The sequence below is a fragment of the Roseomonas sp. HF4 genome, from assembly GCF_005222755.1.
Taxonomy (GTDB): domain Bacteria; phylum Pseudomonadota; class Alphaproteobacteria; order Acetobacterales; family Acetobacteraceae; genus Neoroseomonas.
Genome location: NZ_STGD01000009.1, coordinates 134,564 through 148,493, shown reverse-complemented (window position 1 = coordinate 148,493; position 13,930 = coordinate 134,564). Strand labels below are relative to the sequence as shown.

Sequence of the window (13,930 nt, the reverse complement as noted above, 5' to 3'; positions counted from 1 at the left end):
GGGCCTTTGGGAACCTTGATTCCGGCCATCCGGGGGCGGGTGCGGCATGATGAGCCGCTCGCGCCCTCGACCTGGTTCCGCGTCGGCGGGGCGGCGGAGACGCTGGTGCGGCCGGCGGATGCCGACGACCTGGTCGCGCTGCTGCGCGACCTGCCGGGCACGGTGGCGGTCACCGTCATCGGCGCGGCATCGAACATGATCCTGCGCGACGGCGGCATCGCGGGCGTCACCATCCGGCTCGCGCGCGGCTTCGGCGACATCACGGTGGAAACGGATGGCATCGTGGCCGGCGCCGCGGCGCTCGACGTCACCATCGCCGAAACCGCGGCCGCGCAGGCGCTGGGCGGGCTCGAATTCCTCGTCGGCATCCCGGGCACGATCGGCGGCGCGGTCGCGATGAACGCCGGCGCCTACGGCACCGAGGTCAAGGACGTGCTCGACTGGGCCGAGGTCGCGACACCCGCGGGGCTGAAGCGCCTCGCCGCCGCCGACCTGCGCTTCGCCTATCGCCGCGCCGAACTGCCGCCGCGCGGCGTCGTCACCCGCGCGCGCCTTCGCGCGACGCCGGGGGAGGCCGCCGCCATCGCGGCGCGGCTGCATGAGATCCGCGCGGCCCGCGAGGCGACGCAGCCCGTCCGCGCGCGCACCGGCGGCTCCACCTTCAAGAACCCGCCCGGCGCGCGGAAGGCGTGGGAGCTGATCGACGCCGCCGGCTGCCGCGGGCTCAGGATCGGGGCCGCCGAGGTCAGCGAGAAGCACTGCAACTTCCTGATCAACACCGGCGGCGCCACCGCCGCCGAGATCGAGGCGCTGGGCGAGGAGGTGCGCGCGCGCGTCCTCGCCGCCACGGGCGTCGCGCTCGAATGGGAAATCCGGCGCGTGGGGAGGCCGGCATGACGCAGCACGTGGCCGTCCTCTACGGCGGCATCTCGGCCGAGCGCGAGGTCTCGCTCTCCTCCGGCCGCCAGGTCATCGCCGCACTGCGCGAGGCCGGCTTCGAGGTGACGCCGGTCGAGGTCGGCCAGGACCTCGGCGCCGTCATCGAGGCACTGGCGCATCCGCGCCCCGATGCGGTGTTCAACGCGCTGCACGGCCGTTTCGGGGAGGATGGCTGCATACAGGGCGTGCTAGACTGGCTCGGCCTGCCCTACACGCATTCAGGGCTGCGCGCCTCGGCGCTGGCCATGGACAAGGCCGCCGCCAAGGCCGTGTTCCGCGAGGCCGGGCTGCCGGTCGCGGAGCACCGCCTGGTCACGCGCGACGAACTGGAAGCCGCCGACCCGCTGCCGCGGCCCTATGTCGTGAAGCCGGTCAACGAGGGCTCCTCCGTCGGCGTGCACATCGTGACCGAGGGCGACAACCGCCGCGCCGAGATCGCGCGCGACTGGCGCTATGGCGCCCATGCCATGGCGGAATCCTACGTGCCGGGCCGCGAACTCACGGTCGGCGTCATGGGCGACCGCGCGCTCGCCGTGACGGACATCATTGCCGATGCCGGCACCTTCTACGACTACGACAGCAAATACGCCGCCGGCGGCTCGCGCCACGTGCTCCCGGCGCAGATCCACCCGGATGCCTATGCGCGCGCCATGGACATCGCGCTGCGCGCGCACCAGGCGCTCGGCTGCCGCGGGGCGTCGCGCGCCGACCTCCGCTACGACGACGCGGCGGGCGAGCCCGGCCGCCTCGTGCTGCTGGAGGTGAACACCCAGCCGGGCCTGACGCCGACCTCCCTGCTGCCCGAGCAGGCGGCGCATTGCGGCATGCCCTTCCCCGCGCTCTGCGCCTGGATGGTGCGGGAGGCGCGGCATGGCGCGTGACCCGCTTTCCCGCCCGCGGCGCGAACGCCTGTCGACCACCTCCGCCGTGCGGAAGGACCCGGAGCGCCCGTCGCGCCTGCGCATCTGGCTGCGCCGTCGCCGCGGGCTGGCGCGGCCGCTGCTGCTGGGCGGGCTCGGCCTCGGCGCCATGGCGCTCCTCGTCGTCGCGGTGCGCGCGGCGGACCCGCTGCAGCGCCTGCGCGACCTCGCCGGCGCGGTCGGTGCCTTCGGCGAGATCGGGGAAGGCACGGGCCTTGCCGTCGGCCTCGTGATCCTGGAAGGGCGCGAGCACACGCCGCGCGACCTCATCGTCTCGGCGCTCGGCGTCTCGCGCGGGGACCCGATCCTGGACTTCTCGCCCGAGGCGGCGCGCCGCAGGCTCGAGACCATCTCCTGGGTCGCGCGCGCCGAGGTGTCGCGCCAGCTGCCCTCGACCATCCTGGTGCGGATCGAGGAAAGGCGCCCCTTCGCCATCTGGCAGCACAACGGCCGCTTCGCGATCGTCGACCGCAGCGGCCAGGTGATGGCGACCGAGCATCTCGGCCAGTTCGAGACGCTGCCCCTGCTGGTCGGCGCCGGCGCCGAGACCGCCGGCGCCGCGCTCTACGACGAGTTGCGCCGCCACGAGGCGGTCCGCGACCGCGTGCAGGCGCTGATCCGCATCCAGGAACGGCGCTGGAACCTCCGGCTGCACAATGGCACCGACGTGCTGCTGCCCGCCGGCAACGAGCGCGTCGCCCTCGAGCGGCTTGCCGAACTGCAGCAGGAGGCGCGGCTGCTCGACCGGCCGCTTGCCGCCATCGACCTTCGCCTGTCCGACCGCCTCGTGCTGCGCCCCTCGCGGGAGCCGGAGCCCGCCGAGGCGCCCGCGCCGCGCGACGGCCGCACCGCGAGGCGCGGATGAACGAGATGTCGCGCCTCCCCGCCCCCGTCGAGCCCGGCGCGCCGCCCCGGCGGCGGCGCCAGGCGCGATCGGGCACCTTCGGCGTGCTCGACATCGGCTCGACCAAGGTGGTCTGCCTGATCGCGCGCATCGAGAGCGACGGCTCGCCGCGCGTGCTCGGCTTCGGCTGGCAGCGCGGGCGCGGCGTGAAGGGCGGCTCGATCACCGACCTCGAGGAAGCAGACCGCGCCATCCGTGCCGCCGTCGGCCAGGCGGAGGAGATGGCGGACACGCGCCTTTCCGGCGTCATCGCGAACCTGTCCTGCGGCCAGCCCGACTCGCGGCAGCTCAACATCCAGTGGGGCATCGGCGGGCGCGCCGTGACCGAGGGCGACCTGCGCGCCATCCTGCACGAGGGCCGCCGCCGCACCGCGGAAGACGGGCGCGAGACGGTGCACGCCATCCCGCTCGGCTTCACGGTGGATGCGACGCCGGGCGTCGAGGACCCGCGCAGCATGATCTGCGACACGCTGGGCGCGCGGCTGCACATGGTCAGCGCGGCGCAGGCGTCGCTCCGCAATCTCGGCGCCTGCCTGCTGCGCTGCGACCTCGAGGTGGAGGAACTCGTCTCCGCCCCCTTCGCCGCCGGCCTCGCGACGCTGGTCGAGGACGAGAAGCAACTCGGCGCCACCGTCATCGACATGGGCGGCGGCACCACGAGCCTTGCGGTGTTCAGCGAGGGCCATCTGGTCCACACCGCGCAGATCGCGGTCGGCGGCGGCCAGGTGACGAACGACATCGCGACGGTGCTGTCGACGCCCGTGGCCCATGCCGAACGCATCAAGACGCTGCATGGCAGCGTGCATGGCGGCGCCGACGACGACCGCGAGTTCCTCCCCGTGCCGCTGCTGGGGGAGGACGAGCACGCCATCGCGCGCATCCCGCGCGCTATGGTGGTCGGTATCATCAAGCCGCGCATAGAGGAGACCTTCGAGCTGGTGCGCGAACGGCTCGAGGCCGCGGGCCTCGGGCGGGAGGGCGGCGCGCGCGTCGTGCTGACCGGCGGCGCGAGCCAGCTGGTCGGCGTGCGCGAGATGGCCGCGCGCATCCTCGACCGCCAGGTGCGGCTCGGCCGGCCCCTCGCCGTGCGCGGGCTGGCCGAGGCCGCCTCCGGCCCCGCCTTCGCCGGCGCGGTCGGGCTGCTGCTCTGGGGCGCCGGCGAAGGCCGCCCCGTGCTCGACATCGCGCCCGGGCCGCTCAGGTCCGAGAACGCCTTTCGTCGCTTCGTGAATTGGGTGCGGGATCGCGTGTGATGCGTCTCGCCCCGAATCGGATCCGCCGCGTAGAGAACCTCATCGAGGAGACACGCCCATGACCCTGAACCTGACCGTGCCGCAGAGCGCGCACACGGATTTCAGCCCGCGCATCACGGTTGTGGGCGTCGGCGGCGGTGGCACCAACGCGGTCAACAACATGATCTCGATGGGCCTCGACGGCGTCGAGTTCCTCGTCGCCAACACCGACAGCCAGTCGCTGTTCCATTCCCGCGCGGAACGCCGCGTGCAGCTTGGCCCGCATTTGACGCAGGGCCTCGGCGCCGGCGCCAAGCCCGAGATCGGGCGCGCCGCGGCCGAGGAGGCGATGGAGGAGCTCGCCCGCCACATCGAGGGCGTGCACATGATCTTCATCACCGCCGGCATGGGCGGCGGCACCGGCACGGGCGCGGCGCCGGTCATCGCGCGCATGGCGCGCGAACGCGGCATCCTGACCGTCGGCGTCGTGACGCGGCCCTTCGACTTCGAGGGCCCGAAGCGGAAGAAGTCCGCCGATGCCGGCATCGAGGAACTGCAGTCCTTCGTCGACACGCTGATCATCATCCCGAACCAGAACCTGTTCAGGCTGGCCAACGAACGCACCACCTTCCAGGAAGCGTTCAAGATGGCCGACAACGTGCTCTACATGGGCGTGCGCGGCGTGACCGACCTGATGGTCAACCCGGGCATGGTCAACCTCGACTTCGCCGACATCCGCACCGTGATGGCCGAGATGGGCAAGGCGATGATGGGCACCGGCGAGGCCGAGGGCGAGGACCGCGCCCGCAAGGCCGCCGAGAGCGCGATCAACAACCCGCTGCTCGAGGACATCTCGATGCAGGGCGCGCGGGGCGTCCTGATCAACATCACCGGCGGCTACGACATGACGCTGTTCGAGGTGGACGAGGCCGCGAACCGCATCCGCAAGGAAGTGGACGAGGACGCGAACATCATCTTCGGCACCTCGGTCGATGAAGGCATGAACGGGCACATCCGCGTCTCGGTCGTCGCGACCGGCCTCGACGTCGCGGCGAAGCAGCAGGAGATGCCGGTGAAGCTGGTCGCGATGGGCGGCGGCGCCGCGCCGGTCGCGGCGGTCTCCACGCAGCAGGTTCCGCAGGCCGGCGCGACCAATGTTCGCCAGGCGCAAGGCTTCCTGCGCGCCGCGACGACGCCCGGCATGGCCCCGCAGATGCGCCCCGCCGTGGTCGAGGCCGCGCCCGAGTCCGCCGAGCCCGCCCCGGCCGAGCCCGTCGCGATGGAAACCTGGCAGCAGCCCGCCCAGGTCGCCGCACCGGTCGTGATCGGCGAGCCCGCGAGCTTCGCCGAACCGCAGCCGCAGCGCCCGTCCGCGGAGCCCGCCCGCCCCGCCGGCGGCGCGCTGCGCGGCCTGTTCCAGAAGGCGACCGGCATCGGCTTCCCGAAGCCGGGTGCGATCGGCGGCATGATGCGCCGCAGCCTGCCCGAGGCGCAGGCGCAGGCGCCGGCGACGGCGCCGACGCTGCGAGTCGAACCCTCGGTCGCCGCGCCGGCGCAGCCGCGCCCGGCGGCGCGCGCCGTGCAGCAGGACGAGATGGGCCTCGAGATCCCCACCTTCCTGCGCCGGCAGTCGAACAACTGACGCCGCTGCCCCGCCGCGGCACAGTCGCGGCGGGGCGCGCGAGCCGGCCAGCAAGACCACAACCACACATTGTGCCGCCACTTCGGTAAACGCCGCGTGTCGATCTTGGCGCGACCAAGGCATCCAGCCTCATTTTTGCCCTATTTTGCGCCGCAATAATGCAATCAAATCAATGCCTTGCGCAGTAATATGGAGAAACAAGGCTTGAATGGCGCGCGCCGGCCCATGGTGCTTTTGTGACCCTGGGCGTTGTGCAGCGCCGCATCCGAGTGGGGACCTCTTGCCGCCCCGGGTGCAGCCGCCGGCACAACCGCCTCGAAAGGCACGATGGCGATGGACGGTTTTCTCCCGGCTGAGCACGGACGGCGCAGGACGCTGAAGGCACCCATCGGGTGCGTCGGCACCGGCCTGCATTCCGGCCGCCGCGTCGCGCTCACGCTTCGTCCCGCCGCCGCCGGCACCGGCATCGTCTTCCGCCGCATCGACCTCGGCATCGACATCCCCGCTCTCTTCGACCGCGTCGTGGACACGCGCCTCTGCACTGCGATCGGCGAAGGCGAGGCCAGCGTCTCGACCATCGAGCACGTGATGGCGGCCCTGGCCGGCACCGGCGTGGACGACGCCATCGTCGAGGTCGACGGCCCGGAAGTGCCGATCATGGACGGGTCCTCCGCGCCCTTCGTCTTCCTGATCGACTGCGCCGGCATCGCCACGACCGCCGCCCCGCGCGCGGCGATCGAGGTCCTGCGCCCCGTCCGCGTCGAGGAAGCGAACGGCGCCTTCGCCGAGATCCTGCCCGGCCGCGAGAACGCCTTCGACGCCGAGATCGAGATCGACTTCCCGAACACCGCGATCGGCCGCCAGGCGCTCGCCATGCGCATCTCCGCGCACGGCTTTCGCGAAACCCTGGCCGATGCGCGCACCTTCACCCTGGCCGAGGACGTGGCCCGGCTGCGCGCCGCCGGCCTCGCGCAGGGCGGCAGCCTCGCCAATGCCGTGGTGGTGGACGGGCCGCTGGTGCTGAATCCGGGCGGACTCCGCCACGCCGACGAATTCGTCCGCCACAAGCTGCTCGACGCAGTGGGCGACCTCGCGCTCGCCGGCGCGCCCATTCGCGGCCGGTTCCGCGGCGCCAGGTCCGGCCATGCGTTGAACAACCGCCTGCTGCGCGCCCTGTTCGCCGATGCCGCCAACTGGCGCATGACCGGCCTGCCCACCATGACCGAGGGCACGGCCGCGACCCCGCTCCGGGCCGCTGCGGCGCCCGCCATCGCCTGACGCCGGGCCGGGCATCGCGACCCGGCTTGGCGCCGGGCCCGCGGGCCATGATATAGAGCGCCCGACATCATGGCCCAGACGATGATTCGCCCGATCCTGCCCGTACTCCTCCTCGCGCTGTTGGCCGCCTGCGGTTCGTCGTCGCGCTTCCAGCAGGGGACGGGCGCCGACCCGTCGCTCACGCGGTCCGCCGCGCCGGCCGATGCCGCCGACCAGTCGCCCGAGGCGCTCTACGCCGCCGGCATGCAGGAGTTGCGGCAGAACCGCTTTCAGCGCGCCGTGGACCTGTTCGATTCCGTCGAGCGCGAGCACCCCTATTCGACCTGGGCCACCAGCGCGAAGCTCATGGCCGCCTATGCCGACTACCAGCGCAACCGCTACACGGAATCGATCGGCGCGCTCGACCGCTTCATCCAGCTCCATCCCGCGCATCGCGACATCGCCTATGCGTACTACCTGCGCGCGCTGGCGCAGTACGAACAGATCAACGACGCCCAGCGCGACCAGCAGCAGACCATCATCGCCATGACCGCCCTGCAGGACGTGGTGAACCGCTTCCCCGACACCGCCTATGCCCGCGACGCGCGGCTCAAGATGGACCTCGCGCGCGACCACCTGGCGGGGCGCGAGATGCATGTCGGCCGCTTCTACCAGCGCCAGGGCCTGCTCTCGGCCGCCATCGGCCGCTTCCGCCGCGTGGTCGAGGAATACCAGACCACCAACCACGTGCCCGAGGCGCTGCACCGCCTGACCGAGATCTACATCGCCCTCGGCCTCACCGAGGAAGCGCGCCGCACGGCGACCGTGCTCGGCCACAACTACCCTGGCAGCACCTGGTACCAGGACAGCTACGCGCTGCTGGTGGAAGGCGCGCAGCCAGCCACGATCGACCGGCCGGGCTTCATGACCCGCACGCTCAACTGGCTGTTCTGAGCAGCGGCACGGCGCACCCGTGCTCGCCAGCCTCGCCATCCGGGACGTGGTGCTGATCGAGCGCCTCGACCTTGCCTTCGGCCAGGGCCTGACGACGCTGACCGGCGAGACCGGCGCCGGCAAGTCGATCCTGCTCGACAGCCTCGGGCTTGCGCTGGGCGCCCGCGCGGAGGCCGGCATGGTCCGTGCCGGGCAGCCCCAGGCGAGCGTCGCCGCCGCCTTTCACCCGCCCGCCGGCCACCCCGCCTTCGACATCCTGCGCGAACAGGGCATCGAACCGGAGGAAGACCTCGTGCTCCGCCGCGTCGTGCAGGCGGATGGCCGGTCCCGCGCCTTCGTCAACGACCAGCCCGTGGGCGTCGCGCTGCTGCGCCGTCTCGGCGCCACGCTGGTCGAGGTGCAGGGCCAGCACGACCAGGTCGGCCTCGCGGACCCCGCCACGCATGCCGGGCTGCTCGACGCCTTTGGCGGCCTCGATCCGCGCCGCGCCGCCGCCGCCGAGGCCTGGGGCGCCTGGCGCACCGCCACGAAACGCCTGGCCGAGGCTCGCGCCGCCATCGCCGCCGCGCAACGGGAGGAGGAATGGCTCCGCCACGCCGTGGCCGAACTCGCCGACCTCAAGCCGGAGGAGGGCGAGGAGGACAGTCTCGCCACCGAGCGCCAGCGCCTGCAGCAGGGCGAGCGCCGCGCCGAGGCCATCGCCGCCGCCATCGCCGAGCTCACGCCCCGCGACCGCCGCGCCGCCACGCCCGCCCGCGCGCTGCGCGAGGCCGCGCGCGCGCTCGAACGCCTGCCACCGCCGAACGATGAAGCGCAGCCCGCCATCGCAGCACTCGCCGCCGCGCAGGACGCGCTGGCCGAGGCCGAGAGCGCGCTGTCCCGCCTGCTGCAGGACGGCGGGCCCGACCCGCGCCGGCTCGAGACCGTCGAGGAACGGCTGTTCGCGCTGCGCGCCGCGGCGCGGAAGCATTCCGTCGCGGTCGTCGAGCTGCCCGCCCTGCTGGCCGACCTCCGCGCGCGGCTCGAGGCGCTCGATGCCGGCTCGGGCCGCGTCGCCGCACTGGAACGGGACGAGGCCGCGGCGCGACGCGCTTACCTCGGCGCTGCCGTGGCGCTCACCGAGGGCCGTCGCGACGCCGCGGCGCGGCTCGAAAAGGCGGTGGCGAAGGAACTGCCGCCGCTGAAGCTCGACCGCGCGCGCCTCGCGATCGACATCGCGGCCAGGGACGAGGCCGCCTGGGGGCCGGACGGGCAGGACCGCATCGCCTTCCTCGTCGCCACCAATCCGGGCCAGGTCCCGGGGCAACTGGCGAAGATCGCGTCGGGCGGCGAACTCTCCCGCCTCATGCTCGCGCTCAAGGTGGTGCTGGCGCGCGGATCACCGGTGCCGACCCTGGTGTTCGACGAGGTCGATTCCGGCATCGGCGGCGCCACCGCGGCCGCGGTCGGCGAACGACTCGCGCGCGTCGCCGAACGGCTGCAGGTGCTGGTGGTGACGCATTCGCCGCAGGTCGCGGCACGCGGCGCGGCGCATCTGCGCGTCGCCAAGCAGGTGAAGGGCGGGCGCGCGGAGACGCGCGTCGAAACCCTGCCGGACGGCGAACGGCGGGAGGAACTGGCGCGCATGCTGGCCGGGGAACGGGTGACAGACGCGGCCCGCGCGGCGGCGGACCAGCTGCTGGCAGATGGGCGCTGACAGGACGCCCGGGGGAGGAGAACCTCCCCCGGTCCCCCTCCCTTCCTTGGCACTCCGCCCTGCCCGAAGGGCTGCGCCATGATCCTGCGGCGGGCACATGCGAACGATGCCGGCGCGCTGCACGCGCTGATGCTGGCGCTCAACGCGGACCAGGGGGATCCGACCGATCTGCTGACGCCAGGCCATGTGGCGCGCGACATCATCGCGAACAACGCCTGCGTCGTGATCGTCGCGGACCACGGCGACGGCACGCTGCTCGGCTACGCCACGGGGCACCCGACCTACGAGACGGGGCACGCGGAACATGGGCTCTATGTCGGCGACCTCTACGTGGCGCCCTCGCATCGCCGCCAGGGCATCGCCCGCGCGATGCTGGCCGCCCTGGCGCGCGCGGGGCACGCGCAGGGCGCCCGCCACCTCTGGCTGACGGCGAAGGACGGCAACCGCGCCGCGCACGCCTTCTACCGACGCCTCGGCGCGCGCGGCGAAGCCGTGATGGCCTTCGCCGTCGCCGAACAGGATTTCCGCAACCTCGCCGCCGAGCCGCCGCCATGACCGACGATCCCGCGCGCCGCGCCCGCGACCCCGCCACCCTGACCGAGGATGAGGCCGCCGCCGAACTCGAGGCGCTGGCGGCCGAGATCGCACACCACGACGCGCTCTACCACGGCCGCGACGCGCCCGAGATCACCGACGCGGAATACGACGCGCTGGTGCTCCGCAACCGCGCGATCGAGGCGTGCTTCCCGGCGCTGGTGCGCGACGACAGCCCGTCGCGCCGCGTCGGCGGCACCGTCGCGGAAGGCTTCGCCAAGTCCCGCCACGGGGAGCCGATGCTCTCCCTCGACAACGTCTTCTCGGCCGAGGAATTCGCGGAATTCTGCGCGCGCATCCGCCGCTTCCTCGGACTGGCGGCGGAAGAACCGCTCGCCTTCGTCGCCGAGCCCAAGATCGACGGCCTGTCGATCAACCTCCTGTACGAGGACGGCGCCTTCGTGAAGGGCGCCACGCGCGGCGACGGCACGGAGGGCGAGGACGTCACGCAGAACCTGCTCACCATCCCGGACCTGCCGCGCCGCCTGCACCCCCCCTTCCCCGCCAGCATCGAGATCCGCGGGGAGGTCTTCATGGACAAGGCGGATTTCCTCGCCTTCCGCGCCACGCAGGAACAGGCCGCCGAGGCGCGCGAGGCACGCCGCGCGCGCGGCGAGAAGCTCGGCGACGCGATCGTCGTGCCCGCCAATCCGCGCAACGCCGCGGCGGGGTCGGTGCGCCAGCTCGATGCGCGCATCACGGCGTCGCGTCCGCTCAAGCTCTTCGCCTATGCCATGGGCCGCGCGAGCGAGGCGCCGGCGGACACCCACCACGCCTTCCTGAAGCGCCTGGAAGCCTGGGGCTTCGCGGTGAACCCGCTCTCGGAACTGCTCGGCAGCGAGGCGGAGGCCGCTTCCTTCCAGGCGCGCATCGGGGAGCAGCGCGCGGCGCTCGGCTACGACATCGACGGCGTGGTCTACAAGCTCGACCGGCTGGACTGGCAGAAGCGCCTCGGCTTCGTCGGGCGCGCGCCGCGCTGGGCGACGGCCTGGAAATTCCCCGCCGAGCAGGCGACGACGGTGCTGCTCGACATCGAGATCCAGGTCGGGCGCACGGGCGCGCTGACGCCGCGCGCGGTGATGCAGCCCGTCACCGTCGGCGGCGTTACGGTGCGCCACGCGACGCTGCACAACGAGGACGAGATCGCGCGCAAGGACGTCCGCATCGGCGACACCGTCATCCTGCAGCGCGCCGGCGACGTGATCCCGCAGATCGTGGGCGTGGTGCCGGAGAAGCGCCCGGCCGGCGCCGTGCCCTTCGCCTTCCCGACCACCTGCCCCGCCTGCGGCAGCCACGCCATCCGCGACGGGGAGGACGTGGTGCGCCGCTGCACCGGCGGCCTCGTGTGCCCGGCCCAGGCGGTCGAGCGCCTGCGCCACTTCGCCTCCCGCCGCGCGATGGACATCGAGGGGCTGGGCGAGGAGAACGTGCAGCTGCTGTTCGACCGCGGCCTGGTCCGCAGCCCCGCCGACATCTTCCGCCTGCACGCCCGCCGCGACGCGCTGCGCGCGCTGGAGGGCTGGGGCGAGCGCAAGGTCGCGAAGCTGCTCGACGCGATCGAGGCCCGCCGCCACGCCCCGCTGGAACGCTTCATCTTCGGCCTCGGCATCCGACGCATCGGGGAGCAGAACGCGAAGCTGCTGGCGCGCCACTACCATTCGCTGGAGGAGTGGCGCGCGAAGATGATCGCCGCGCGCATCGTGGGCTCCGAGGCGCGAGAGGAGCTCGGCTCGATCCAGGGCATCGGCCCTGCCATCGCCGAGGAGCTGGTCGAGGCCTTCGCCGAGCCCCGCATGCTGGCCGCCCTCGACGAGCTGGCGGCCGGGGCGCCGCCGCTGCCCGCCGAGGCCCCCGCCGCCGCCGACAGCCCCTTTGCCGGCCGCACGCTCGTCTTCACCGGCACGCTCGAGACGCTGACGCGCGACGAGGCGGAGGCGCAGGCCGAGCGCCTCGGCGCCAAGGTGACGAAGTCGGTGTCGAAGAAGACGGATTTCGTGGTCGTCGGCGCGGATGCGGGATCGAAGGCGGCGAAGGCGGCGGAGCTCGGCGTGCGCGTGCTGAGCGAGGCGGAGTTCCGGGAGATGGCAGGGCTGTAGGCGGGGGGAGAAGGGAACTTCTCCCCCCGGAACCCCCCCGCAACCTTCTTTGGCACCTGGCGCCCCGCCTTCCAGGACAGGCGCCAAGGGCCAAGGGCCAAGGGCCAAGGGCCAAGGAAGGTAGGGCTTGGGGCCCCTGCGGCGCTGCAAAGCAACGCCGTGGGGTCCCGGCGCGGGGGAAGTCCCCTCTCCCGTCATTTCATCAGCACCACTGATCCCCCGCATCAACCCAATGCGTTGGACGAATGCCCGCCCGCGCGGCACCACCACCCCATGCCCGTCGATCCGAACCTCCTTGCCGGCTTCCTCCTTGCCTGCCTGATCCTGGTGGTGACGCCGGGGCCGGACATGGCCTTCGTGCTGGGCCAGACGCTCTCGGGCGGTGCCCGCCGCGGCTGGGCGGCGACGGCCGGCGTCTATGCCGGGGTGCTCGTGCATATCGGGCTCGCCGCGGCGGGGGTGGCCGCGCTGGTCGCGGCGCATCCGGCGCTGTTCGCGGCGCTGCGCCTCGCGGGCGCCGCCTACCTCGTCCATCTGGGCATCCAGGGGCTGCGCGCGGCGTTCCGGCCGGCGGGCGCGGCGCCTGTGGCCGCGCTGGCAACCGGCCTCGGCGCCGCCTTCCGCCAGGGCTTGGTGACGAACCTGCTGAACCCGAAGGTCGGGCTGTTCTTCCTGGCCTTCGTGCCGTTGTTCGTGGATCCGGCCCGCAGTGCGCCGTGGCTGCAGATGCTCGTGCTCGGCCCGATGCTGCCGCTGATGGCGATGCCCTTCTACGCGGTGCTCATCGCGACCGCCGCGCGGGTCGCGGGGCGCGTGCGCGGCGGGGCGGCGGGGCGCTGGCTCGACGGCGCGGCCGGCGCACTCTTCCTCGGCCTCGGCCTCAGGCTGCTGGCGGGCTCTCCGCGCTGAACATCGCCGCGAGCCCGGCCCGCAGCATCGCCACCGGGTCCCGCCCCGGCCCACCCGAGACCGTCGCGATATGGCTGCCCGGCAGCACCAGGTGGCGCGCGCCGGGGATCAGCGCGCTCTCCACCGGCACCAGCCCGTCATTGGGGCCATGGCCGCGCTTTTCCATCCAGCGCGCGGCGGCCAGGTGCAGCCTCTCCCGCCCGCGCGCATGCGCCTCGTCCAGTTCGGTCGCCAGGCAGACGACCGGAAGCGACGCGACCAGCCGCGCGACCGGCTCCGCCGCCGCCGCCATCCAGAGGCGCCGCGCGCCCGTGGTCAGGTCGCGCACGCCCTCCTCCGAGCCGATCCCGAGCAGCCGCGCGAGCCCGCCGGCCGCGGCCTCCAGCGGCTTCGCGGCGACCACGGCATCGGCCACCGGGCTGCCGTAGAAGGGCGACTGCATCGCGAGGAAGCCCAGGCAGCGCGCCTGCGCCTCGGGGTCGAGCAGCGCCGCCAGCGCCTCGAGCCCGCCCTTGCTGTGCGCGACGATCAGCGCCGGCCGCGGGTCGGCCAGCAGCACCGCGCGCAGCCGCGCCGCATTGGCCGAGACCGCCTCGGCCGTGCGCAGCGCCACGACCGAGACGTCGTCGCCCTGCGCGGCCAGCCAGTCGCGCAGCGGATGCATGTAGTCGAGCCCAATCGGATGCAGCGCCGCGACCAGGTCCCCCATCAGGCCATAGACGAGCAGGACGCGGCGCGGCGCGGCCGTCATCGGCGATGCGCGCCCGCCACCTGGACGCAGCGCATC

12 protein-coding genes are annotated in these 13,930 nt (G+C 73.4%); 11 read left to right on the top strand and 1 reads right to left on the bottom strand.

The genetic code is table 11. The features are described from left to right. The first annotated feature begins 39 nt into the window (after positions 1-39). From murB to E8M80_RS15045, 11 genes are all read left to right on the top strand, one after another. Positions 40-897, top strand: a complete 858-nt coding sequence (gene murB, locus E8M80_RS15095; protein ID WP_370287449.1) for a UDP-N-acetylmuramate dehydrogenase — start codon at positions 40-42, stop codon at positions 895-897. Continuing rightward, positions 894-1,820: a D-alanine--D-alanine ligase gene (locus E8M80_RS15090; protein ID WP_137126529.1), complete on the top strand. Its 927-nt coding sequence runs from the start codon at positions 894-896 to the stop codon at positions 1,818-1,820. Before murB ends, E8M80_RS15090 begins: the two co-directional genes overlap by 4 nt. Next, entirely contained in the window at positions 1,810-2,724 is a 915-nt protein-coding gene (locus tag E8M80_RS15085) for a cell division protein FtsQ/DivIB (protein ID WP_240790054.1), read from the top strand. The genes E8M80_RS15090 and E8M80_RS15085 overlap by 11 nt, the downstream gene beginning before the upstream one ends. After that, positions 2,721-4,016 (top strand): cell division protein FtsA, encoded by a 1,296-nt coding sequence (ftsA, locus tag E8M80_RS15080; RefSeq protein WP_137126528.1) that lies wholly within the window; start codon positions 2,721-2,723, stop codon positions 4,014-4,016. The genes E8M80_RS15085 and ftsA overlap by 4 nt, the downstream gene beginning before the upstream one ends. Positions 4,017-4,074: 58 nt before the next feature. Continuing rightward, positions 4,075-5,637: a cell division protein FtsZ gene (ftsZ, locus tag E8M80_RS15075; protein WP_137126527.1), complete on the top strand. Its 1,563-nt coding sequence runs from the start codon at positions 4,075-4,077 to the stop codon at positions 5,635-5,637. 333 nt (positions 5,638-5,970) lie between these two features. After that, the gene (gene lpxC / locus E8M80_RS15070) at positions 5,971-6,915 is read left to right on the top strand and encodes a UDP-3-O-acyl-N-acetylglucosamine deacetylase (RefSeq protein ID WP_137126526.1); all 945 of its coding nucleotides are present in this window, start codon (positions 5,971-5,973) and stop codon (positions 6,913-6,915) included. 69 nt (positions 6,916-6,984) lie between these two features. Then, entirely contained in the window at positions 6,985-7,848 is an 864-nt protein-coding gene (locus tag E8M80_RS15065) for an outer membrane protein assembly factor BamD (RefSeq protein ID WP_137126525.1), read from the top strand. Between the two features lie 19 nt (positions 7,849-7,867). Beyond that, complete coding sequence (gene recN / locus E8M80_RS15060) at positions 7,868-9,544, top strand: DNA repair protein RecN (RefSeq protein ID WP_137126524.1); 1,677 nt, start codon at positions 7,868-7,870, stop codon at positions 9,542-9,544. Positions 9,545-9,622: 78 nt separating this feature from the next. Further along, positions 9,623-10,099: a GNAT family N-acetyltransferase gene (locus tag E8M80_RS15055; protein ID WP_137126523.1), complete on the top strand. Its 477-nt coding sequence runs from the start codon at positions 9,623-9,625 to the stop codon at positions 10,097-10,099. Beyond that, positions 10,096-12,234, top strand: coding sequence for an NAD-dependent DNA ligase LigA (ligA, locus tag E8M80_RS15050; protein ID WP_137126522.1), 2,139 nt, complete (start codon positions 10,096-10,098; stop codon positions 12,232-12,234). The genes E8M80_RS15055 and ligA overlap by 4 nt, the downstream gene beginning before the upstream one ends. A 273-nt stretch (positions 12,235-12,507) precedes the next feature. Then, positions 12,508-13,143: a LysE family translocator gene (locus E8M80_RS15045; RefSeq protein ID WP_137126521.1), complete on the top strand. Its 636-nt coding sequence runs from the start codon at positions 12,508-12,510 to the stop codon at positions 13,141-13,143. Here E8M80_RS15045 and E8M80_RS15040 read toward each other — a convergent pair. Then, the gene (locus E8M80_RS15040; protein WP_137126520.1) at positions 13,115-13,894 is read right to left on the bottom strand and encodes a hypothetical protein; all 780 of its coding nucleotides are present in this window, start codon (positions 13,892-13,894) and stop codon (positions 13,115-13,117) included. The genes E8M80_RS15045 and E8M80_RS15040 overlap by 29 nt on opposite strands. Positions 13,895-13,930 lie beyond the last annotated feature (36 nt).